Origin of the sequence: Chitinilyticum litopenaei DSM 21440, assembly GCF_000428145.1 — a bacterium.
In the GTDB taxonomy this organism is placed as follows: domain Bacteria; phylum Pseudomonadota; class Gammaproteobacteria; order Burkholderiales; family Chitinibacteraceae; genus Chitinilyticum; species Chitinilyticum litopenaei.
On sequence record NZ_ATZJ01000033.1, the window covers coordinates 1 to 23,276 of the forward strand.

General features: G+C 64.3%; 20 protein-coding genes, 1 tRNA gene and 1 riboswitch. Of the genes, 17 read left to right on the forward strand and 4 right to left on the reverse strand.

Features of this window, described 5'->3' with window-relative positions; all coding sequences use genetic code 11:
* Together C515_RS20865 and C515_RS0112315 are read left to right on the forward strand one after the other, a co-directional pair.
* Window positions 1-248 (forward strand): transposase (locus tag C515_RS20865; RefSeq protein ID WP_043649277.1); only part of this gene is annotated, 248 nt, incomplete at its 5' end.
* Window positions 249-289: 41 nt separating this feature from the next.
* Entirely contained in the window at window positions 290-1,309 is a 1,020-nt protein-coding gene (locus tag C515_RS0112315) for a porin (protein WP_158380818.1), read from the forward strand.
* A gap of 79 nt (window positions 1,310-1,388) precedes the next feature.
* Here C515_RS0112315 and C515_RS0112320 read toward each other — a convergent pair whose 3' ends face one another.
* The 3 genes from C515_RS0112320 to purL form a co-directional block, all read right to left on the reverse strand.
* Window positions 1,389-2,117 (reverse strand): N-acetylmuramoyl-L-alanine amidase family protein, encoded by a 729-nt coding sequence (locus C515_RS0112320; protein ID WP_028455785.1) that lies wholly within the window; start codon window positions 2,115-2,117, stop codon window positions 1,389-1,391.
* Entirely contained in the window at window positions 2,114-2,593 is a 480-nt protein-coding gene (locus C515_RS0112325) for a hypothetical protein (RefSeq protein WP_028455786.1), read from the reverse strand. Before C515_RS0112325 ends, C515_RS0112320 begins: the two co-directional genes overlap by 4 nt.
* Before the next feature lie 143 nt (window positions 2,594-2,736).
* Window positions 2,737-6,687: a phosphoribosylformylglycinamidine synthase gene (gene purL / locus C515_RS0112330; protein ID WP_028455787.1), complete on the reverse strand. Its 3,951-nt coding sequence runs from the start codon at window positions 6,685-6,687 to the stop codon at window positions 2,737-2,739.
* A gap of 35 nt (window positions 6,688-6,722) precedes the next feature.
* On the opposite strand from purL, the gene C515_RS22600 reads away from it, so the two are divergent.
* The 6 genes from C515_RS22600 to C515_RS0112360 all read left to right on the forward strand — a co-directional run bounded on the left by C515_RS22600 (window position 6,723) and on the right by C515_RS0112360 (window position 14,870).
* Window positions 6,723-7,451 (forward strand): substrate-binding periplasmic protein, encoded by a 729-nt coding sequence (locus C515_RS22600; protein WP_158380819.1) that lies wholly within the window; start codon window positions 6,723-6,725, stop codon window positions 7,449-7,451.
* A 264-nt stretch (window positions 7,452-7,715) separates the two neighbouring features.
* Window positions 7,716-10,238, forward strand: coding sequence for a beta-N-acetylhexosaminidase (locus tag C515_RS0112340; protein ID WP_028455788.1), 2,523 nt, complete (start codon window positions 7,716-7,718; stop codon window positions 10,236-10,238).
* 125 nt (window positions 10,239-10,363) lie between these two features.
* A riboswitch (cobalamin riboswitch) is annotated at window positions 10,364-10,573 on the forward strand.
* A gap of 136 nt (window positions 10,574-10,709) precedes the next feature.
* On the forward strand, window positions 10,710-12,704 hold the full coding sequence (locus C515_RS0112345; RefSeq protein WP_028455789.1) for a TonB-dependent receptor: 1,995 nt from the start codon (window positions 10,710-10,712) through the stop codon (window positions 12,702-12,704).
* Window positions 12,705-12,959: 255 nt separating this feature from the next.
* On the forward strand, window positions 12,960-13,562 hold the full coding sequence (gene cobO / locus C515_RS0112350) for a cob(I)yrinic acid a,c-diamide adenosyltransferase (RefSeq protein ID WP_028455790.1): 603 nt from the start codon (window positions 12,960-12,962) through the stop codon (window positions 13,560-13,562).
* Complete coding sequence (locus C515_RS0112355) at window positions 13,559-14,002, forward strand: YiiD C-terminal domain-containing protein (protein WP_211234049.1); 444 nt, start codon at window positions 13,559-13,561, stop codon at window positions 14,000-14,002. Before cobO ends, C515_RS0112355 begins: the two co-directional genes overlap by 4 nt.
* Window positions 13,977-14,870, forward strand: a complete 894-nt coding sequence (locus tag C515_RS0112360; RefSeq protein ID WP_245575032.1) for a cobalamin-binding protein — start codon at window positions 13,977-13,979, stop codon at window positions 14,868-14,870. Before C515_RS0112355 ends, C515_RS0112360 begins: the two co-directional genes overlap by 26 nt.
* Window positions 14,871-14,963: 93 nt before the next feature.
* Here C515_RS0112360 and C515_RS20875 read toward each other — a convergent pair whose 3' ends face one another.
* Entirely contained in the window at window positions 14,964-15,377 is a 414-nt protein-coding gene (locus C515_RS20875; RefSeq protein WP_051304897.1) for an HPF/RaiA family ribosome-associated protein, read from the reverse strand.
* Window positions 15,378-15,482: 105 nt separating this feature from the next.
* Here C515_RS20875 and C515_RS0112370 point away from each other — a divergent pair, with 105 nt between their 5' ends.
* From C515_RS0112370 to C515_RS0112415, 9 genes are all read left to right on the forward strand, one after another.
* Window positions 15,483-16,361: a LysR substrate-binding domain-containing protein gene (locus C515_RS0112370; RefSeq protein ID WP_043649374.1), complete on the forward strand. Its 879-nt coding sequence runs from the start codon at window positions 15,483-15,485 to the stop codon at window positions 16,359-16,361.
* A gap of 285 nt (window positions 16,362-16,646) precedes the next feature.
* Window positions 16,647-19,283 (forward strand): carbohydrate-binding protein, encoded by a 2,637-nt coding sequence (locus C515_RS22605; RefSeq protein WP_051304898.1) that lies wholly within the window; start codon window positions 16,647-16,649, stop codon window positions 19,281-19,283.
* Window positions 19,267-19,839, forward strand: a complete 573-nt coding sequence (locus C515_RS0112380) for a hypothetical protein (RefSeq protein WP_028455794.1) — start codon at window positions 19,267-19,269, stop codon at window positions 19,837-19,839. Before C515_RS22605 ends, C515_RS0112380 begins: the two co-directional genes overlap by 17 nt.
* A 19-nt stretch (window positions 19,840-19,858) precedes the next feature.
* Window positions 19,859-19,934, forward strand: a tRNA-Thr gene (locus C515_RS0112385).
* 109 nt (window positions 19,935-20,043) lie between these two features.
* Window positions 20,044-21,108 carry a class I SAM-dependent methyltransferase gene (locus C515_RS0112390; RefSeq protein ID WP_028455795.1) on the forward strand — a complete coding sequence of 355 codons (1,065 nt, stop codon included), beginning with the start codon at window positions 20,044-20,046 and terminating at the stop codon, window positions 21,106-21,108.
* A gap of 176 nt (window positions 21,109-21,284) precedes the next feature.
* A complete protein-coding gene (locus C515_RS20885; RefSeq protein ID WP_281170865.1) occupies window positions 21,285-21,926 on the forward strand; it encodes a beta-ketoacyl synthase chain length factor in 642 nt (213 codons plus the stop codon).
* Complete coding sequence (locus C515_RS0112405) at window positions 21,923-22,684, forward strand: lysophospholipid acyltransferase family protein (RefSeq protein WP_028455796.1); 762 nt, start codon at window positions 21,923-21,925, stop codon at window positions 22,682-22,684. The genes C515_RS20885 and C515_RS0112405 overlap by 4 nt, the downstream gene beginning before the upstream one ends.
* Window positions 22,677-22,946 carry a phosphopantetheine-binding protein gene (locus C515_RS0112410; protein ID WP_028455797.1) on the forward strand — a complete coding sequence of 90 codons (270 nt, stop codon included), beginning with the start codon at window positions 22,677-22,679 and terminating at the stop codon, window positions 22,944-22,946. Before C515_RS0112405 ends, C515_RS0112410 begins: the two co-directional genes overlap by 8 nt.
* Before the next feature lie 87 nt (window positions 22,947-23,033).
* Window positions 23,034-23,276 (forward strand): acyl carrier protein, encoded by a 243-nt coding sequence (locus C515_RS0112415; protein WP_028455798.1) that lies wholly within the window; start codon window positions 23,034-23,036, stop codon window positions 23,274-23,276.

Below are 23,276 nucleotides of genomic sequence, written 5' to 3' on the forward strand. Positions count from 1 at the left end.
AACCGAAGGACTTGCCGGAGTTTTACTGGATCAACACCGTGCTCGGGAATGTCAAGATGACGCTCTCGGGCGCTTACCATGCGTTTGCCTTCGGCAAGTACGCTGATCGTTACCTGGCCGCCATCGCCTACCGTTTCAACCGCCGCTTCCGGCTGGATGCCTTGCCTGAACGCTTACTACTGGCGGTAGTGGCTTGCGGCCCAAAGACAGAATTGTGGCTACGTAAGAAAGCTGAGAGGGCTTGCTAATCAGGTTTTGCTTTCCTTCTAGATATCGAGGAGTCATGAATATGTTTAAACGTGCTCTGGTTGCTGCTGCCCTTGCCGCAGCGTTTTCTGCGTCGGCCCAAGCCGAAGTCTCCATTACCGGTTCGATGGAAATGAACATCATGACCGGCAAGAATCTTGCCGGAACCGGCACCGGACAAACCGTGCTCGACCGTGGTTTGCAACTCGATTTCAATGGTGCCGACAAGCTGGATATGGGCGGCAAGCTGATCTGGAAGGTTTCCCAAAAGCTGAATACCGGCAATCCGGCGGCCAGCGGTGCCAATGTGCTCAACCAGAATGTCTGGGGTGGCCGTGAAGCGTGGGTCGGTTTTGCGGGTGACTGGGGTTCCTTCAAGGTGGGTCGCCAGTTTCTGAACAGCTATCTGGTGCTCGACTGGCCTTATGGTCAGGGTGGCTTCTGGCAACTGGCGGAAAACAACTGGTATTCGACGGCGGCAGGCGGCAAGCTGACTGCCAATTACCTTTCTGCGAACTCGGTTAACTACCAATCGCCGTCCTTTAGCGGTTTCAGCTTTGGCCTGCAGCATTCCTGGGATGTGAATTCGGCCACGGCAGTGGGCAAGCTGGGCGATTCCAGCATTACCGATCTCTCGGCGGCATTCAGCACCGGCGGTCTTACCGTGAATGCGGGTTATCTGTTCGGTGAAGAGATCAACACCGTGGGCTCGAATGAGGAGCAGTGGTATGTGGGCGCGACTTATGCCACCGATTTTGGCCTGAACCTGCGTGCGCTGTATGAGGCCTATACCCATGAAAGTGCTTCGGGAACTGATTATGACGGCTCCGAGTTCATCGTCGGCGCGACATACGGTTGGGGCAAGCATTTCGTGAAGGGTGCCTACCAGTATGCCGAAGGTGAAAATGCCGGTGGTGGTGATGTGGATGGCAATATCTGGTCGATCGAATACGGCTACAGCCTCTCCAAGAATACCGTTGGCTATGTGCGTTACCAGGATCGCTCGAAGGATGTTTACGGCGATGTGAATTACTTCATGGTGGGCGTCTGGACCGGCTTCTGACCGTTGCTGGTGTGAGGCATAAGGGGCGGCGGTTGCCGCCCTTGTCATTCATGCCGCCTGGTCGAAAGAAATGCGCATTTCAGGGGCGCAGGCAGTGCAGGCTGTCGGCCAGCGCACTCGCGATTTTCTTGCGCGTGTCGAGGAGCTTCAGTGTCTTGGCTTCTTCGGGGTGCAGGATCACGCCCGCTTCGAAAAGGATGGCTGGCACCGTGTTGTGGCGCAACACGGCGAAATTGGCGGCGTAGATGCCCAGCTCCCGGTCGAGCAGTGGCCGGTTTTCACCGGCGATGCCGTCGGCGTGATGCAGGGTGGGCGTGAGGCCGCGTTTCTGCAGCTGGCGCGCCAGCGCGCTGGCGCAATGCAGGCTTTGCGCATACTGCGGACCGTCGGGATACACGAAGAGCGAATGCCCCTGAAAACGCTCGCTCATCCAGCGCGGCTGGCCGTTGACCAGCCACTCTTCCAGATACTCCTGCTTCATCGAGTCATGATGCACGGAGACAAACAGATCAAAGCCGGCAGCCGCCTCGGCGCGCGGCTTCAGCTCCAGCATCATGCCGTCGTCGCCGATCAGTGTGACGTCGTGCCCAGCGCCTTCCAGCGTGCTGGCAATCACCCGCGCCAGCGCCTGGTTGTAGCTGAATTCGGTTTCGCCAAAGGCGCTGATGGCGCCGGGTTTTTCCAGGTTGTGCCCGACGTCCAGTGCAATGCGCGCAGCCTGGCCCGGCGCGCTGGCACAGCTGAGGCTGGCTGCCGCCAGGGCGAGCCTGCAAAGGGCTGCGGTGCCGGCTTGGCGGGGCTTGTTCATTGATCCGGCTTGTGCTGCTTCTGCGCCTGGCTGGACGCGGATTCTGTGCTGCTTTGGCCGGCGCTGTCCCGGTCTGCCAGTCGTTCCTGCAGCAGGTCCCGCAAGTTCGTGCTGCCGGTTGTTTCACCCTGGCCCTGTTCGGCGCGCGTGATGCGCTCGGCGGTCTGTTCGGCGCGCTTGGCGGCAAACTTCGGGCGCAGCACATTCATCATCACGATGTCGCGCACAGTCATCAGCAGCAGGAACCAGGCGATCAGGATGCCGGCGTAGAGCATGCTGTCGGTGCGCACCGTCGGCAGCAGCTGCTCGATCAGCGGATTGATGCCGAACTGGATGCTGCCGATGATCACCAGCAGCAGCACGACGGTAGACATCGCGCGTTCCTTCAGAAAAGTGCCGCGCAGCAGGATGCGCTGTTCCATCTTGCTCAGTCCCTGTAGTTCGGGAACCTGATCGGGGCGCAGATAAAAGCTCAAAGTGATCTCCTTGTTGGGGGTATGGGGCTGCAGCCAAACAGGGTGTTGGGTTGCGGTGTTATGGGTTGACAGGTATGAGAAAGGCCGCACGCGGCGGCCTTTCTCTGAGTGGCTAAAAGACCAGCAGTTCCACCGTTCGGTGCTTAGCCCAGCCACTTGCGCGCATTGCGGAACATGCGCAGCCAGCCGCCGTCCTCGCCCCAGCTCTCCGGGTGCCAGCTGTTCTGTACCGTGCGGAACACGCGCTCCGGGTGCGGCATCATGATGCTGAAGCGGCCATCGGCGGTGGTGACGCCGGCAATGCCTTGCGGGCTGCCATTCGGGTTGAGCGGGTAGGTTTGCGTGCTCTTGCCGTGGCTGTCGACATAGCGCATCGCGACAATGGCCTTGCCGATATCGCCCTGCTGGCTGAAGTTGGCAAAGCCCTCGCCGTGGCTGACCACGACCGGGAACTGGCTGCCGGTCATACCGCCGAAGAACAGCGACGGTGATTGCGGCAGCTCGACCATCACAAAGCGGGCTTCAAATTGCTCGGACTGGTTGCGGGTGAACTTCGGCCAGTTTTCCGCCCCCGGGATGATGCCCGACAGGTTGGCCATCATCTGGCAGCCGTTGCACACGCCCAGACCGAAGGTGTCGCTGCGGCCAAAGAATGCTTCGAACTGTTCGCGCGCCTGCGGGTTGAACAGGATGCTCTTCGCCCAGCCCTCGCCGGCGCCCAGTACGTCACCGTAGGAGAAGCCGCCGCAGGCCGCCAGGCCCTTGAAATCAGCAAGCTGCACGCGGCCGGCGATGATGTCGCTCATGTGCACGTCCGTTGCGGCAAAGCCGGCGCGGGTGAAGGCGGCGCCCATTTCCACATGGCCGTTCACGCCCTGCTCGCGCAGGATGGCGATGCGCGGCTTGGCTCCGGTAGCGATAAAGGGGGCGGCGACGTCATCGCTCGGGTCAAAGCTCAGCTTGGCAAACAGGCCCTTGTCATTCTTGTCGGCCAGCAGTGCATACTCACTGTCGGCGCAGGCCGGGTTGTCGCGCAGGCGCTGGAGTTGCCAGCTGGTGAAGGACCAGGCCTTGTGCAGCTCGACGCGGGCTTCGTCGAGCAGCACGCGGTTGCGTTTCTTGATTTTCAGCTTGTCATCGCTGTTGATGTGGCCGATCACGTGCAGCTCGCTGGCGAGGCCGGCATTCATGAACGCGGCAATCACGGCGGCGGTGTCGCTGCGTTTCACCTGCAGGACGGCACCCAGCTCTTCATTGAACAGCACGCCCATCACACGGCCGTTTTCGGCGCGCGCCACGTCTTCCGGCGTCAGCTCGCCCTGCGCACGCTGCTGGCGGCGACGGTCGATGCACAGCTCGTCGATTTCCAGCGTAACGCCCACATGGCTGGCGAACATCATCTCGGTGATGGTGGCGATCAGGCCGCCATCGCCGCGGTCATGGTAGGCCAGCAGCTTGCCGTCGGCATTGAGTGCCTGCACGGTATTGAAGAACGCCTTCAGGTGCGACACGCTGACGACATCCGGCGCCCAGTTGCCAACCTGCTTGTTCACCTGTGCCAGTGCGGAAGCGCCCAGACGGCACTTGCCACAGCCGAGGTCGATCAGCAGCAGATCGGTGTCGCTGTCGTTGGCCAGTTGCGGCGTCAGCGTCTTGCGCACATCGGTCACGGGAGCAAAGGCGGAGATGATCAGCGACAGCGGTGCGACCACGGCCTTTTTCTCGCCCTGGTCTTCCCAGACGGTCTTCATCGACAGTGAGTCCTTGCCAACCGGGATGCTGATGCCCAGCTCCCGGCACAGTTCCAGGCCCACGGCCTCGACGGTGTCGTACAGATTGGCGTCTTCACCCGGATGGCCGGCTGCGGCCATCCAGTTGGCGGAAAGCTTGACGTCGCCCAGCTTGGCAATCGGCGCTGCGGCGATATTGGTCAGTGCTTCACCCACCGCCATGCGGCCGGACGCCGGCGCGGAAATCAGCGCCAGCGGCGTACGCTCACCCATGGCCATGGCTTCGCCAAGATTGGTGTCATACGCCATGGCGGTGACGGCGACATCGGCAACCGGTACCTGCCAGGGGCCGACAAACTGGTCGCGCGCGGTGTAGCCGCCCACGGTGCGGTCGCCGATGGTGATCAGGAATTTCTTGTCGGCAACGGCAGGCAGTTGCAGGACGCGGTAGACCGACTCCTTCAGATCCAGCGTCGACGAGTCGAACACCGGCAGTTCTGGTTTCAGGCGCTGCACGTCGCGCGTCATCTTCGGCGGTTTGCCCAGCAGCACGTCCATCGGCATGTCGACGGGCTTGTTGCCGAAGTGCGGGTCTTCCACCACCAGCTGGCGCTCGGTGGTCACGCGGCCGATCACGGCGAAGGGGCAGCGCTCGCGCTCGGCGATCGCTTCGAAGGTCAGCAGTGCTTCCGGCTTGATCGCCAGCACATAGCGCTCCTGCGATTCGTTGGACCAGATTTCCTTCGGGGCCATGCCGCGCTCTTCGATGTGCACCTTGCGCAGGTCGAACACCGCGCCCATGCCGGCGTCGTTGACCAGCTCGGGGAAGGCGTTGGAAATGCCGCCGGCGCCGACGTCGTGAATCGATTCGACCGGGTTCTTCTCGCCCAGCTGCCAGCAGCGGTCAATCACTTCCTGAGCGCGGCGCTCGATTTCCGGATTGCCGCGCTGCACCGAATCAAAGTCGAGATCGGCCGCATTCGCGCCGGTGGCCATTGACGAGGCCGCGCCGCCGCCCATGCCGATCAGCATGCCCGGGCCGCCGAGCTGGATCAGCAGGGCACCATCGGGCAGCGCGTTCTTGCCGACGTGGATGTCGCGGATATTGCCCAGGCCGCCGGCGATCATGATGGGCTTGTGATAGCCGCGGCGCTCGCCATTGACGGTTTCCTCGAAGGTGCGGAAGTAGCCGGTGAGGTTGGGGCGACCGAATTCATTGTTGAACGCGGCGCCGCCGATCGGGCCTTCGATCATGATGGCCAGGGCATCGGCAATGCGCTCGGGCTTGCCGTAAGTCGGCTCTTCCCAGGGCTGGACAGCGCCGGGAATGTTCAGGTTGGAAACGGTAAAGCCGGTCAGACCCGCCTTGGGCTTGGAGCCGCGGCCGGTGGCGCCTTCGTCGCGGATTTCGCCGCCGTTGCCGGTCGCTGCGCCCGGGAAAGGCGAGATGGCGGTCGGGTGATTGTGCGTTTCCACTTTCATCAGGATATGGGTGTTTTCCTGGTGGCCGGCGTACTCGTTCGAGCCCGGCGTGGGGTAGAAGCGGTTGATTGGCGCGCCTTCGATCACCGACGCGTTGTCGGAGTAGGCAACGACGGTGCCTTGCGGTGCGGCCTTGTGCGTTTCACGGATCATGCCAAAGAGGCTGTAATCCTGCTTTTCGCCGTCGATGATGAAGTTGGCGTTGAAGATCTTGTGGCGGCAGTGCTCGGAGTTGGCCTGCGCGAACATGGTCAGCTCGACGTCGGTGGGGTTGCGGCCGAGCTTCTGGTAGTTCTCGACCAGATAATCGATTTCGTCATCCGACAGCGCCAGGCCGAATTCGCCGTTGGCCTTCACGAGCGCGGTCTTGCCGCCACCCAGAATGTCGATGCTCAGCAGCGGCTTGGGTTCGAAATGCCGGAAGAGTTCGGCGCCGGCATCCAGCGAATCGAAGACCTGCTCGGTCATGCGGTCGTAAACCAGCGGCAACAGAATGTTCTTCTCTGCGGAAGACAGCAATTGACCATCCTTGCCGGCGTAGACCACCATGCCGCGTTCGATGCGCAGCACCTTGCCTTCCAGGCCGCAGTGCAGGGCGATGTCGGTGGCTTTCGACGACCACGGCGAGATCGTGCCCAGTCGCGGCAGTACCACCAGCGTGCTGCCCGCGGCCTTGTCGGCCTGCGCGGGTTCGCCATAGCTGAGGATGCGCTCCAGGGTGGCCAGCTCGCTGTCCGACAGGGGGGCGGCCAGTTCGACGAAGTGCCAGTATTCGGCGTACAACTGCAGCGCAAGCCCGTGCGCGGCCAGTGCGCCGGCGAGTTTGTCGATGCGGAACGGGGAGAGCGCGGTGCCGCCGCGCAGTTTGAGCACTTCAGCCATGTCGGAAGTCCGGAATCAGCAAGAGAAACAAAGACGTGATCATACCGAAAAACCCGTTAATCCGCTGGCTTGCTGTGGGGCTGATCGCGCTTGGCCTGCCTGTGCGCGCCGCCGACCTTACCGCCTATACCGAGAACCTGCCGCCCTTGAATTATCTCAGCGAAGGGCCGCCTGCAGGCTTCACCGTCGAGCTGGTGCAAAAGCTTGCCCAGGAAAGCGGGCTGAGCATCGACATCCGGCTCATGCCCTGGTTGCGTGCCTATCAGACGGCCCGCCAGACGCCCGACAGCCTGTTGTTTACCCTGGTGCGCCTGCCCGAGCGCGAGGCGCAGTTCGCGTGGCTGGGCCCGATCGCCAAGCGGCGCGTGGCGCTCTACCGGCTGGCGAGCCGTAACGACATCCGCGTGCATGCGCTGGCCGACGCCCGGCGCTACCGCATCGGTGTGGTGCGCGAATCCGCGGCAACCCGGCAGATGCTGGCGGCCGGATTCCGTTTCGAGCACGAACTGGAGGCGGGCAATGACGATTTGATGAACATGAAAAAACTGCGCGGCGGGCGCATTGATCTGCTGCTGGCGCTGGATGCTTCGGCCCACTTCAATCTGCGCCAGCTGGCCGGTGGCAGCGACGAACTGGTCGAGGTGCTCGTGCTGGATGCGCAAAGCGACTACTACATCGGTGCCAGCACGCAGATGCAGCCAGCCAAGCTGCGCGCCTTGCGCCAGGCGTTCGCCCGGCTGCAGCAGCGCTACTTTGCCCGGTAGGCCGGCGGTGGCCGGTACAAGCACAAGTGCGGAAAAGTAATTGTCGCATCCGCTCGGTAAGGTGAGTGCGCTACTTGTGGTGCCATGCATCGCGCGCTATACCTTTACAGCCTGTCCCGCCGCGCGCATGCAAACCGGGCGGGGCATGATGACCCGCTTCCTGCCGGTGCGCACCGCGCGGCCGCCGCCGGAACGGCAAGACATGACAAGTAGAGAGGGAAGGGGCGCTACCCCCGTCGATTCATCCTTGCGGAGCTAATCACAATGACACAACCCGCCGGTTCACATCTGCAATTCACCTGGCAGTGCCTGGCCAACGGCCACAATGGCGACAACTTCCTCGCCGAGCTCAAGCTCACCAACCTGTCTGACCAGGCGTTCGCCGGCGAGGGCTGGACGGTTTACTTCAATACCTGCCGCAAGATCAAGCCGGAAACCGTGACCGGCGGTGTGCTGATTGAGCAGGTCAACGGCGACCTGTGGCGGATGAAGCCGACGCCCGAGTTCGGCCGGCTCGCCAGCGGTGACACCCGCCTGATTGCCTACGAGGGCATGTTCTGGACGATTTCGCACACTGATGCGCCGCTGGGCTTTTACATCGTTTATGGCGAAGGCACGGCGAATGCGCGTGCCGAGGCGATCGGCGATCCGCAGATCCTGGCCTTTGCCAGTGATGCTGCGCGTGACCGCAATGCCAATGACAAGACGCCGCAAAAGTGGTCGGCCGAGAGCCGCTACGCCGAGAATGCGGGGCTCAGCCAGCTTGCCGCCGACAAGGTGGGCAAGATCACGCCGACACCGCTGGAAGCCGCGTTCACCGCCGGCGAATTCCTGATTCATGCCGAAACACTGATCGTGCATGGCCCGGAGCTGGCCAGCGAAGCGGCCTTCCTGCGCGCCAGCCTGAAAGACGTGACCGGCGCCGAACTGCAGCGTGCGGCCATCGAGGTTTCCGGCCGTCCGGCCATTGCCCTGAAGCTGGGCAAGGTGGCCCAGGCCAACGCGATTGCCGCCGAAGCGTATGAACTTGCCATTACCCCGGCCGGCATCGTCATTACCGGCAATACCGCGCACGGCGTCTTCAACGGCATCCAGAGCCTGCGCCAGCTGCTGCCGGTGGCCGCCTGGCTCAACCCGCAAGCCGAAGTCGCCGTGCCCTGTGGCCGGGTGGTTGATGCCCCGCGCTTTGCTTATCGCGGCATGCATCTCGATGTGGGCCGCAACTTCTCCAGCAAGGAATCGGTGCTGCGCCTGCTCGACTGCATGGCGCTCTACAAGCTCAACAAATTCCATTTCCACCTCACCGACGATGAAGGCTGGCGCCTGGAAATCCCGGGCCTGCCGGAGCTCACCGACATCGGCAGCAAGCGCGGCTACACCGCCGACGAAACCGACAATCTGGTGCCCTGCTTCGGCTCGGGCGCCGAGGTGAAGGATTCCAGCGGCACGGGCTTCTACAGCCGCGAGGATTACATCGACATCCTGCGCTTTGCCGCTGCCCGCCATATCGAAGTGGTGCCGGAAATCGACGTTCCGGGGCACGCCCGCTCGGCCATCAAGGCCATGGAAGCGCGCTACCAGCGCCTGATGGCCGAGGGCCGCGAGGCGGAAGCGAAGCAATACCTGCTCAACGACTTCAACGATGCCTCGAAGTACGAATCGGTGCAGCTCTGGCACGACAACGTGATCTGCATTGGCCTGGATTCGGCCTATGCCTTCATCGAGAAGGTGCTCGACGAAGTGCATGCGATGTACAAGGAAGCCGGCGTGGCCTTCACCACCATGCACACCGGCGGCGACGAAGTGCCGCACGGCGCCTGGGAAGGCTCGCCGATCTGCCAGGCCTTCATGAAAGAGCATGGCCTGAGCACCATCCAGGATCTGCTCGACTACTTCATGGAACGCTATCGCGGCATGCTGAAAAAGCATGGCCTGACGTTTGGTGGCTGGGAAGAGATCGCGCTGGTCAAGGAAACGCATGACGGCGCCACCCACCATGTGCCGAATCCGAAGTTCCTCAATGCCAACTTCCAGCCCTATGTCTGGAACAACGTCTGGGGCTGGGGCCAGGAAGACTACGCCTACCAGCTGGCCAATGCCGGTTACAAGACCGTGCTGTCGAACGTGACCAACCTCTACTTCGATCTGGCCTACGCCAAGGACCCGGCCGAGCCTGGCTACTACTGGGGCGGGTTCATCGAAACGCGCTATGCCTACGAATTCTGCCCGCTGGACATCTTCACCACCGCCACGGTGAACCTGTTCGGCCACCCGCTTGATCGCGAGGCGCTGGACATGAAGGTGCGCCTGACCGAAGAGGGTGTAAAGAATATCCTCGGCATCCAGGGGCAGTTGTGGGCGGAAAACGTCCGCGATGCCGGCCGCCTCGAATACCTGGCGATGCCGCGCGTGATTGCCCTGGCCGAGCGCGCCTGGGCGGCCGATCCGGGCTGGACGGCGATGGCTGACGCGGCCGCGCGCCAGGCGAAGATGGATGCGGACTGGAACGAGTTTGCCAACCGCCTGGGTCAGCGCGAGCTGGCGCGTCTGGATGGCTTCCTCGGCGGCTATGGCTATCGCATCCCGCTGCCGGGCGCGAAGATCGAGAACGGCAAGCTGTTTGCCAATGTCTCGGCGCCGGGCCTGACCATCCGCTACACGCTGGATGGCAGCGAGCCGGTGGCCAGTTCGCCGCGCTACATCGCGCCCGTCGATGTGGCCGGCAAGGTCAAGCTGGCGACCTTCGCCAGCGACAACCGCAAGAGCCGCACCGTAGTGGTAGGCTAGGTATTGCCTTGAGGCCCTTTCTGCGAAAGGGCCTCAGTGATATACCTCGACGCGCAGCCTTGGCTGCGCGTTTTGCTTTTATCGTGCTTGCATGCCGTGACAAGTGGGCGAAGCCGGATTGCGGTATAGTTCGCGCCGTCCATGGTGCCCGGGCCGTTTTTGGCCGGGTTAAACGGGAAACAGGTGCAAAACCTGTGCTGCCCCTGCAACGGTAAGCCAGTGTGGGTGCGTCAGCGAAGCCGCGCAACGCGGTTTCGGGCCACTGCCGAGATTCGGCGGGAAGGCGACGCATCAAGTCTGGTCAGCCCGGATACCGGCCTGGATGACGTCCTGCCGCGCGCTGCGCGGGCAGGGTTCATCACTGCGGCAGGGTGATCGCAGCAGAACACCAGGGCCGACCATGGCCGGGCTGTTGTGCTTCCTGTCGCGCGCAAGCTTCGATACACATGGGGTGTATCGACAGGAAGCCAAATGAATACCAGCCTTACCCGCACATACCTCCTTGTTTCTTCGCTGTTTGTTGCCCAGGCCTGTCTGGCCGACGCCACCGTGCTCGACGAAGTCGTCGTCACCGCCGCGCGCGTGCCGACCGCAACCGAACGCTTGCCGGTCAGCACGTCCGTCATCACCGCCGGCGAGATTGCCGCCAGCACCGCGACGACGATTGCCGACCTGCTTGCCGCCGAGGCCGGCATCCGCCGCTTCAGCAGCTCCGGTTCCGAACATGGCGCGGCCATTGACCTGCGCGGTTTTGGTGTCAGTGCCTCCAGCAATACGCTGATTCTCGTTGACGGCGTGCGCCAGAACACCAATGACCTGGCCGCGCCGAATCTCGCCGGCCTGCCGCTGGCGGCGATCGAGCGCATCGAGATCGTGCGCGGCTCCGGCGCGGTGGCCTACGGTGGCGGCACCACTGGCGGTGTGATCAACATCATCACGCGCAAGGCGCAAGCCAGCAGCGTGGCTGGCGAAGCCAGTCTCAACGTCGGCAGCGATGCCTACCGCGAAGTGAACGGCAGCGTGCGCGCGGCCAGCGAGCGCTTTGCCCTGGATGCCTTCGTGCAGTCGCTCAACGCCGACCATTACCGCGACAACAACGCCGAGCGCATCGATGCCGGCGGCGCCGGGCTGACCTTCATGCACGACAGCGGCAGCGTGCGCGCCTTCGCCCGCTTCAGCGACCAGAATCTGCGCCTGCCCGGTGGCCGCCGCGTTGATCCGGCCACGGGGCTGGACGAGGTGCGCGATGACCGGCGCGGCACCGCCTCGCCGGACAATTTCATGGACACCGACAGCCACACGCTGGGCCTGAGCATCAGCCAGGATGTCGGCGCGCACGGCCTGCTGCTGCTGGATGCCGCCCGCCGCGACAAGGACAACCTTGCGCTCTACCGCAGCCAGTGGGGCGACTGGTGGGACGAGCGTGCGCTGGAAGAAAGCACCGCCAGCCTGCGCTACGAGCAGCGCCTGGCCGGTGGTCATCAGCTGATCGCCGGGGTGGACCTGCTCGACAGCCGCATGGATGGCCGCGCGGGCGTCACGCCGCAGCCGGCGGTGCGCGCCGAGCAGCGCCACCACGGCGTGTTTGCCCAGGGCATCTTCACCGTGCAGCCGCAAACGACGCTGACGCTGGGCGCGCGCCGCCAGTGGGTTGACGAGCAGATCCGTGACCTGGGCGGCGGTGGCGGCGACCACGACACCGATACCGCGCTGAATGCCTGGGAAGCCGGCGTGCGCCATGCGTTCGCGAAGGAGTGGTCGGCCTATGCGCGCGCCGGCAAGAGCTTCCGCCTGCCCAATGCCGACGAGCTGGCCTATCTGACTGAAGCGCTGCGCCCGCAGACCTCGCTGGACAAGGAAATCGGCCTGCAATGGCAGACTCCGGCCGCCGCCGCGCGGCTGGCGATCTATCGCTACGATCTGGACGATGAAATCCACTTCAACAAGCTGGCCGGCGGCGGCTGGGGCAGCAATGTGAATCTGGACCCGACGCGCCGCCAGGGCATCGAGCTCGACGGCAGCTGGCAGCTGGACAGCCAGTGGCGCTTCAGCGGCAATGTCAGCTGGCAGGATGCGACCTTCCGCGCCGGACAGGCCGGCGGCGTCGAGCTGGCCGGCAAGCGCGTGCCGATGACGCCGCAGTGGCTGGCCAATGCCGGCGTCCGCTGGACGCCGACCGCGGCGCTGGGCGTGTCCGCCGATCTGCAATACGTCGGCCGGCAGCGCCTCGACAATGACCAGGCCAACCAGTTTGCCACGCAACTGTCGGCGTACACGCTGGTCAACGTGAAGCTGGACTACCGCTTCAGCAAGCAGGTGTCCGCCGCATTCGCGGTGCACAATCTGTTTGACGAAGCCTACGCCAGCTATGGCATTCGCAGCGATGCGACCGGTGCTGCCGGCAGCTACCTGCTGTACCCGGAGGCCGGCCGCAGCGTGCGCGCCAGCTTGAACGTGCAGTTCTGAGCGCCGGTCAGGCCGGGTCTTGACCCGGTCTGAGGGGTGTTCATGATGTGTTGCTGGGTATGTTCTTGTGGCCTTTATGCTGTATTGGCTGCAGGGATATACCCTGTTGTTTGGATTGCGCACAGTGGTGCCGTACGCAATGCGCTGCGGAAAGGACGCTTGCAGATCGGCCCTGTTTGACGCGCTGTATGACTACCTAATCGGGCGAAGTGATGTTGAGCATGCGCCACGCCGCGCATCGCAAGGAGACTGGAAATGAATGACGACACGCTGCGCCAGCAGCGCCACGCGGCGCGCATGGCACGCAAGAAGGCCCATATCGATGCTCGCATCGCCGAGGCCGACCTCGACACCGGCGTGCTGCTGGTGCTGACCGGCAACGGCAAGGGCAAGTCCTCCTCGGCCTTTGGCATGGTGGCGCGCGCCATCGGCCATGGCATGAAGGTCGGCGTGGTGCAGTTCATCAAGAGCCGCACCGACACCGGCGAAGAAGCCTTGTTCGGCCAGCATTGCGAGTGGCATGTGATGGGCGACGGCTTTACCTGGGATACGCAGAACCGCGAAGGCGACACGCGCAAGGCGGAAGAGGCCTGGGCCATTGCCAGCCGCATGCTCGCCGATGCTTCGTATGAACTGGTCGTGCTCGACGAGCTGACCTACTGCCTGTCCTACGGCTATCTGGACAAGGCCCGCGTGCTGGCCGATCTGGAAAGCCGCCCGGAGATGCAGCATGTGGTGGTTACCGGGCGCGGCGCGATCGCCGAGCTGTGCGAGATCGCCGATACCGTTTCGGAAATCGAGAACAGCAAGCACGCCTTCAACGCCGGCATCCGCGCGCAGAAAGGGCTGGAGTGGTGAGCGCGGCGCAGGCCCTCGAGCAGCTGCTGCACGAGGAGATTCCGCTGACCCGTGCGCTGGGGCTGACCGTAACGCAGGCCGCGCCCGCACGGGTTTGTCTGGCGGCGCCGCTGGCGCCGAACATCAATCACAAGGCCACGGCCTTTGGCGGCAGCCTTTATGCGCTGGCCGTGCTGGCCGGCTGGGGCATGATCGCGGTGCGACTCAAGGCCGCCGGCCTGCAGGCGCACATTGTCATTCAGGAGGCGCAGATCCGCTACCGGCAGCCGGTGACCGACACGCTGCAGGCCGAGTGCCACGTACCCGACGAGGCGGCGTTTGCGCGCTTTTTGCGGATCTTCGCGCGGCATGGCAAGGCGCGCATCAGCCTGCCGGTGACCATGCGCGGTACGGCAGGGGAGGCGGTCGTTTTCCATGGCGATTATGTCATTCATTCCTGAGCGGCGCGGCCTGCTGGCGCTGCTCGGGGTGCTGGCGATGCTGGATGCCGCTGCCGCCATCAGCGTGCGCGACGATCTGGGCCAGACCATCACGCTGGCCCGGCCCGCCCAGCGCATCATCAGCCTCGCGCCCAGCCTGACTGAAAACGTGTTCGCCGTCGGTGCGGGCGCGCAGCTGGTCGGCGCCGTCGATTACAGCGATTACCCGCCGCCGGCGCGCAAGATCGAGCGGGTGGGCGGCTACCACGGCTTTGATCTGGAGCGCATCCGTGCGCTCAAGCCCGATCTGGTGCTGGCCTGGGCCAGTGGCAATCCGCAGCGCCAGGTCGAGCAAATCAAGGCGATGGGTATCCCCGTCTTTGTCAATGAGGCAAAGGGTTTGCAGGATATACCCGGCTTGATGGTGCGGCTTGGCCAGTTGAGTGGCCATGAGGCCGAGGCGAAAAAGCAGGCTGATGCCTATGTGCGCCGCCTGGCTGCGCTGGAACAGACCTACGCCGCGCGCACGCCGGTGCGGGTGTTTTATCAGGTCTGGCAGCGGCCGCTGATGACGATCAACCGCGAGCAGTTCATCAGTGATGCACTGCGACGCTGCGGCGCGGTGAACGTGTTTGCCGGCCTGGCGTCGCTGACGCCGACGGTGGACGAGGAGGCGGTGATTGCCGCGCGCCCGCAGGCCATCATTACCAGCGGCGGCGAGGAAGGCGCGCCGCTGGCGCACTGGCGCAAGTGGCGCGACATCCCGGCGGTACGCCGGGGCCAGCTGCATGTGCTGCCGCCCGACATTCTGGTGCGCATGGGACCAAGACTGGTCGATGGTGCCGAAGCGCTGTGCAAGGCCGTGGATCAGGCGCGGCGGGCGGGGTGATGCGTCGCGAGGGCGCTGCGCTGCGGCGGCCAGCAAAAACCGGGAGGGCTTGCGCCACTCCCGGCCGGGTTTGCGATGGATCGAATGTGGCGGTCAGGCCGGGCTGGCCAGGCCGTCATCGAGTTCCAGGTCCAGCTCCAGATCCGCGGCCGTTTCGGCTGCGGCGGCGGGCAGGGCGGCTGCACCCTTGCGGCGGCGCAGCAGGCGTTCGTCACGTTTCATCATGCGGCTGAGGCTGCGGGCGGCCACGTGCGTTGCGCGGTCAATGGCGGCAAGCAGGTCGACCGAACGCTCGGTCACCACGATGGGTTTGTGGCCGGGCACGGTCAGGTTGATCTGGCAGGTCTTGTCGATGCCGCCGCGCGGGCCGTTCACATCGGTCAGTCGCACCGTGATGCCACCCACTTTCAGCAGCAGGCGGTCAAGCGCGAGACGGAGCCGGTTCATCACATAGCGATGGGTGTGCTGGTCAATTTTCAGGTTCTTGACAATGATTTGCGGCTTCATGGTGTTGCTCCTTCGTGTAAGGACAGGCCCATCGTAACCGTACTGCAGCAATCGAATAAATCGGATAAAGTCTGCGCAACCATCCAATAAAATCGGATTGATTTCGTGAACTTCCGCCTCAACTTCCACCACCTCCGATATTTCTGGCATGTGGCCCGCGAGGGCAGCATCACCGGCGCTGCGGCCAAGCTGGGGCTGCGCGCCCAGACGGTCAGCCACCAGGTCAGCCAGCTTGAGCAGGCCCTGGGACGCGCACTGTTTGCGCCGGAAGGGCGGGGGCTGGCGCTGACCGATTGCGGCCGCGATGTGCTGCGCTACGCCGACCAGATCTTCCTGCTGGGCGAGGAGCTGCTGGACTGCCTGCACGAGGAAGGGCGCGGCCCCAGCTTGCGGCTCAATGTCGGCATTTCCGACGTCTTGCCCAAGACCGTCAGCTGCCAGCTGCTCGGTCCGGCGCTGGCCCTGCCGCAAACGCTGAAACTGACCTGCCGCGAGGGTGACAGCGACCCGCTGCTGGCCGATCTGGCGCTGCACCAGCTCGATCTCGTGCTGACCGACCGGCCGCTGGGCGCGGCCTCTGCCCAGCAGTTCCTGTGCGTCGAACTGGCGACCTGTCCGGTGTGGATTTTTGCCACGCCGCTGCTGGCGGATCGCTGGGGGGAAAACTGGCTGGGCGGCGCGCCCTTCCTGCTGCCGGCGCGCGGCAACATGCTGCGCAGCAAGCTGGATCAGTGGTTTGCCGCGCAGGGCGTGCAGCCGAACGTGGTCGGCGAGTTCGACGACATGGCCTTGCTGCAGGCCTTTGCGCGCCGTGGCCTCGGCATGTTCGCCGCCCCGGCCTTTGCGCCCGACGAACTGGCCAGCGACGGCGCCCTGCGCGGGCTGGGGCTGCTCGAAGGCATCGAGGAAACCTTTTACGCGGTTACCACGCCGCGCAAGCAGGAGCACCCAGCCGTGCGCGTCGTCTTGCGTCAGGGGGGCTGATCGCGACTTTGTGCCGGTGACGGGCAGTGTCGCGCGGCCGCTGCACTTCATCAGTCAATCAGCAACCACTGATCCGTTGATCTGTAAGAAAAGGACAGCGGCATAGTAGTATCGCCCGCACAACAATCACGACAGCGCCTGGAACAGCGGCGACAGCCCGATCTGGAAACACGCCGGGGCACATGGCAAAGCGCGGTGCGAAAACGGGTTTCGACCTGGACGCGCCGCGTCACCGCGCCAGCCTCCGGTTTCGGTCTGGCGCCCGTCAGGCAAGCAATTTGGGGAATGACGTTGCGCAAACCATTGACGATTCGTACGGCCGGCCTGCTCCTGACCGGCATCAGCAGCCTGGCCGGCAGCGCCTGGGCCGCGCCTGGCTGGGAGGAAAACAGAACCTACCACCGTGGCGATGAGGTGGTTTTCGCCGGGCAGCGCTATGCCGCGCTGCTTGCGCACTCCGCATACAGTGGCGCGGGCTGGAATCCGGCGGCCGCGCCATCGCTATGGCGGCCGCTGAGTGGCGCCGCTGCCGATGGCCAGACCAGTGCAGGGCTTGCCGGCGATTCGGCCTGCCTCGCGGCCTGGCAGGCAGGCAATACCTATGTCGCCGGTAACCGGGTCAGCCACCAGGGCCGCAATTACGAGGCCCGCTGGTGGACTCGCGGCGACGTGCCTGGCAGTACCGGGCAATGGGGTGTCTGGCTCGAGCTGGGTACTTGCGCAAGCGGCAGCATCGCCACACCGCTCGTCACGGCAACGCCTTCACCGACGCCGGTGCCGACTGTGCGACCAAGCGCCACCGCGACCCCCTTGCTGACCCCGACCCCGACCGCAACCCCGCTGCCGACGGCCAGCCCGACTGGCGCTCCTGCTGTGGCTACGGCTTGCGCCACGGCCTGGCTTGCCACGACGGCTTATACCGGCGGCCAGCGCGTCAGCCACGGCGGGCGCAGTTATGAGGCCAAATGGTGGACGCGTGGCGAAGAGCCCGGAACAACCGGCGACTACGGCGTCTGGAAAGATCTGGGCGTCTGTGGTGTGAGCGTTACTCCCAGTCTTGCGGCCACCGCGACCGCCGTGCCGACTGCCAAGCCCAGTGCGACCCCGGTCGTCACTGCGACGCCAACGGCTACCGCAACCCCGACGGCAAAACCAAGCACGACCCCGACGCCAAGCGCAACACCCACAGCCACGCCAACCCCGACGGCCACACCGACACCCGTTGCCGGTGCGGGGCTGCAGATCAGTGAGGTCGCCAGCGACCCGAATGGCAGCGGCAGCTGGTTTGAAATCCGCAACGCCGGCAGCAGCGCGGTCAGCCTCGCCGACATCCGCGCCCGCATCCGCGGCAGCGCCGGCAGCGTCAGCGAGTTTGCGCTGGGCAGCGGCAGCCTGCCGCCCGGTGCCTTCCTTGTCGCCGCGGCGGCCACCGGCGCGCGCGGCCAGATCGCGAACGCGCAAATTGTTTATCTGGGCCAGAGCAGCAATTACCCGCGCTGGACCAGCGCATCCGGCGCCATCGAGCTGGTGCGCAACGGCCAGACGCTCGACTTCGTGCGCTTTGGCGGCAGCAGCGAACAGCCGCTGAGCGCAGGCGCGTGGAGCGGGGCAAATGCCGTGGCGATTCCGGCCACTTACGGCTATGCACTGGTGCGCTACTTCACGCAGACCAGCGACAGCAACAGCGCGGCCGACTGGCAAAGCGTCGCCTTCTCGACGCCGGGCGGGCGCAATGACGTGCCGGCCAGCGCGACCGACAGCGACGGCGACGGCATTCCGAGCAGCGCCAAGGTCGCCGGTGGTACTTACGCGGGTTTGGATCTTTATGGCATGGGCGTGCGCGCCGGGCGCCCGGCCATCCTCATCCAGGTCGATCACATGCAAAGCAGCGACGAGGGCGTGATCCCGCAACGCGAAGCCTTGCAGGCGGTGGCCGATGCCTTTGCGCGGCGCAATATCGACGTGATCTTCGACGCCGGCAGCCTGTATTCCGGCACCTTCAGCCCGGTGAATTTCAATCTGGGCGGTGGCCGGCAGGTCGCGTTCTCGGCCTGCGTCGACCTCAGCCCGCCAGCCGGTTGCGCGGCGCTGGCCGATTACAAGGCCAGCAGCATGGACGTGCGCCGCCGCCAGATTTTCCACTACCTGCTGATGGGCAGCAGCCGCAACGCCGACGGCAGCTCGGGTTCGTCGGGCGTGGCCGAAATCGGCGGCAACGACCTGATCGTGTCGCTGGGCAAGTGGGGGCTGAACAGCAGCACGGCCAGCAACCGCTACCGGCTGATCAACTACCAGGCCGGTACCATCATGCACGAGCTGGGGCACAACCTCGGCCTGCGTCACGGCGGCTTCGAGAACGCCAACAACAAGCCGAACTACTACAGCATCATGAATTACCTCTACCAGCTGCGTGGCATGGGTGACAGCGGCAATGGCAGTGGCCCGGCGCAGCGCTATCTGGCCAGCAAGGGGTATCTGTCCAGCTGCAGCATCGAAGGTAGCCCCTGCGGCAATACCTTCCGCATCGACTATTCCGATGGCAGCGGCGCGCGGCTGAACGAAAACAGCCTGCTCGAGTCCGACAATATCGGCCGCGGTGCAGCAGGCGGCGCCTACGCCGACTGGAACAACAGCAAGGCGCTCAATACGGCGGCCTACGCGCTGGATCTCAATGGCGACGGCGTCATGGGCTATCTGCAGGATTACGACGACTGGACCAGCCTGACGATGCGCTTTGCGCGCACCAGCCAGGGCGCAGCCGGTGTGGCCATGCTGCGCAGCCAGCCCAGCACGCAGGCCCGCCCGCCCCAGCACTCGCGCGCCTTCATGCATGACCGGTTTGAAGTGTCAGAAGAAGAGGCACCACCGGCCGAATTCTTCGACGAATTGAGGAGGGCTTCGCCGCATGTCCGTGCTGACTAACTGCGCTGTCGCGCTTGCAGCGGGCGCGCTCGCCATGACCAGCCAGGCCGCCCCCTTGCGCATCGGACCCTTGCCGCTGGATACGGTCATCTCCGGCCCGGTCAGCAACTGGCAGCAGCAGGAGCCGCTGCTGCAGTTCGAGTTGGGCGATCACACGCTGAGCATCGAAAACGCCGGCCTGGCGAACGGGGTCGACGTACGCCGTCTCAGCGCCCGTGCGCAGCGTGAAGCCCACCCGGCTGGCCCGCAAACGCGTCTCTACCTGCAGCGCGACGGGCGCGACTGGCTGCTGCTGGCCGCCGGCCTGCATCCGGGCGCCAGTCTGCCCGAAGGCTGGACGCTGTTCTGGCAGGATCGCCCCATGCTGGCCGATGCCGGCGGCCACCCGCAGACCGTTCCCGTCGGCGGCAGGCTCGCCCGTCATCAGGGCCGGGCGCTTTGCCTGCGCATCCTGGATGTGCGCGTCCCGGCCGCGGACGACATCGAAAGCGAACCGGAGATCGATCTGTTGCTCTGGCGCAGCCAACGCCGGGATTGCAGAAAACCCGGCATTTGAGGTGTAATAATGCCTGTGCGCCGTTGTAGCTCAGTCGGTAGAGCAACTGATTCGTAATCAGTAGGTCGGGTGTTCGATTCACCTCAACGGCACCAGAAATGGGCAAGAGGCCGGCGTCAGCCGGCCTCTTTTGCTTTCTAATAGGTGCATCGGGCAAGGCGGTCACCGCCCACACGATGCGTGAACGTGATGGGTTGATAAGTCGTGAAACTGAAAGATCGCCGATTCGCCCAGGATTGCTCGGCCTTTGCTGCTCGCTTCGAAGCGCAGAAAATTGCTTTTGGCCCCGTCGTTTTTCAGTGCGTGCGCATTGCGTGGAAAAAGGGCCTGCTGGCCACGCTGGCGCAAGGGCCGATGACGTCCGGGCAGTTGCAGGATCAATCGGGCCTGAGCACCTATGCGCTGGACGTGCTGCTGGAAAGCTGCCTGTCCGCCGGCGTGGTGGCGCTGGACAACGACTGCTGGGTGCTGGAAAAAACCGGCTACATGCTCGTCAACGACCGGCTCACGCAAATCAATTTTAACTGGGTGCAGGATGTGTGCTGGCAGGGGCTGTTCGATCTCGAGGCGTGTCTCGACGAGCAAACACCACTGGGGCTGAAGCATCTGGGCGATTGGTCGAGCATCTACGAGGGCTTGTCCGATCTGCCCGAGCCGGCCCGGACGTCGTGGTTCGACTTCGACCACCATTATTCCGACTCGGCCTTTCCCGAAGCCTTGCCGCTGCTGTTTGCCGCGCCGCCGCGCCGCCTGATGGACGTCGGCGCGAACACCGGGAAATTCGCGCGGCTGTGTCTCGAGCATCACCCGGATGTCGAGCTGACGCTTGTCGATCTGCCCATCCAGCTTGATGCCGCGCAGCGCAATCTGGCCGAGCAAGGCTTGCTGGACAGGGTGACGCTGGCGCCGCGCAACCTGCTCGACGAGGGGCTGAGGCTGCCCGGCGGACATGATGCGATCTGGATGAGCCAGTTCCTGTCCTGTTTCTCGCTGGCCGAAATTGCCCGCATCCTGGCGCGAGCCGCCGATGCGCTGGCCGACGGCGGCAGGCTCTACATCCTCGATACCTTTTGGGACAGGCAGCAGTTCGACATCGCCGCGTTCTGCCTGATCAATACCTCGCCGTACTTCACCGCAATGGCCAGCGGCAACAGCAAGATCTACCGCGCCAGCGAGTACGGCGAGTGTGCGGAAAAGGCCGGCCTGAAGCTGGTCGGCGTCCATGACGGGCTGGGTCTGTCGCATTCGCTGTTGCGCTTCGAGAAATGAGCGCCAGTGCAGTGGATGCCGCCCAGTTCGCCGTCATGGTTTTTGCTGACAACCTGTGGCAAAATTACAGCCGTTTTATCTGATTCTGACGCTGGTGCGTGTCTTTCCGCGCTTGCCCAGCCGTGGCCCCTACCGTGTATTCTTTCGCACAATCCCAGTGGTCGCTCCCGTTGCGGGTGGCTGGCAGCGCCTGCTGGCGACCGGAGCTCGATGGTCCGCCGCCCTTGCCGTCCGTTGCGGCGATGAGCAGGCGACGCCTGTCGCCACTGGCGCGCATGGCCATGCAAGTGGCCGGCCAGCTGCAGCCCGACGCGCCGGCCTGTCGCTGTGTATTCGGCTCGCGTCACGGCGAAATCCGCAGCACTGCCGCCATGCTCGCCGCCCTGGCCGAGGAACAGCCGCTTTCACCTGCTGCCTTCAGCCACTCGGTGCACAATGCCTTGCCCGGCCTGTGGTCGATCCTGCAGGGGCAGACCGGCGAGACCAGCGCGGTTGCCGCCGGTCGCGATACGCTGCCCATGGCCCTGCTGGAAGCGCAGGGCATGCTGGCTTACGACCCTCGTACCCCCGTTCTCGTGATCGTCGCCGACGAAACCCTTCCGCCGGAATTTGCTGCCTTCGCCGATGAACCGGGCGAGCCCTATGCGCTGGGCCTGCTGCTGGAGAGCGGCAACCCGAACCTGCGGCTGCATGCCCTGTCGGAACGCGGTGATGCGTGTCGTGACCCGGTGCTGGCCTGGCAAAGCTGGTGGCTGGGTGAGAGCGCCACCTTGTGCCTGGCCGGAGAAAACATGGCCTGGCAATGGGAGAGGGTATGAGGGCGCGCATCGACTGGCTGGGCCGTCTGTGCGGCACGGCAATTGCCTTTGGCTCATTTGGCCTGGGCGGCTCGCTGCTCGGTCTGTGTTTTCCCCTGCTGAACCGTTTCATTCCTGCCGAGCAGCGGCAGGCGCGCGCGCGCCGGCTCGTGCACGGCACCTTTTTGCTGTTCATGCACTGGATGCGCTGGCTGGGGATAATGGAGTGGAAGGTCGAAGGGCAGGAGCGCCTGGGGCGCCCTGGCCAGCTGATCGTCGCCAACCATCCGTCCCTGCTCGATGTCGTCTTCATGATGGCGCACATCCGCGAGCCCAACTGCATCGTCAAGAGCAGCCTGTGGCGCAATCCGTGCATGATCGGCCCGGTGAGCGCGGCAGGTTTCATTCCCAATCGCGACAGCGCGCAAATGGTCGAGGACGGCGTTGCCGCATTGCGGCGCGGCGATTGCCTGATCGTTTTCCCCGAGGGTACGCGCAGCACACCGGGTTGCCGTCCGGTCTTTCAGCGCGGCGCGGCGACTCTTGCCGTCAAGGCGGCGCGGATACTGACTCCGGTAGTGATTACCGTTTCCCCCACCACTTTGACCAAGCAGGTGAAGTGGTACAAAATCCCGCCTCGCCGCTTTGTCATGACCATGCGCGTCGGCGGCGACATCGAGCTTGACCCATACCGCCGTGCCAGCAGCGGCCCGCTCGCAGCGCGCCGGCTGAACAACGACCTCGTCGACTTTTACATGCAGGAACTCGAGCGTGGATAACGCACTCATCTCCGAAATCAAGCTGTTCGTCATCGAAACCCTGAATCTGGAGGATGTCGGCGCGGACGACATCGACAGCGATGCGCCACTGTTTGGCGACGGTTTGGGCCTGGATTCGATCGATGCGCTCGAACTGGGCGTCGGCCTGCAAAAACGCTATGGCATCAAGTTGCAAAGCGATGCAGCCGAAAACCGCCGCCACTTCGCCTCGATCCGTGCGCTGGCCGAACTGGTGCAGGCCCAGCGTGCCGGCCAGGCATGACAAGCGATCGCCCCGTGACAGGCCGCTGTAGTTGCTCGCCGCGGGCTGCGCTTGCGGTGAAACGATCATGAACAAGTGCTAAGGACTATGGACAAGCAAACCGCTTACAACGAGATCGCGCGCATTCTCGCCGATCTTTTCGAGATCGCGCCCGAGCGCATCACGCCCGAGGCACGGCTCTACGACGATCTTGAAATCGACAGCATCGACGCCGTCGATCTTGCCGCTGAGATCCGCTCGCTGGTTGGCAAGAAGATCAGCCCCGAAGACTTCAAGCAGGTGCGTACCGTCGGCGACGTTGTCGACGCCGTGCTGAAGCTGCAGCAGTAA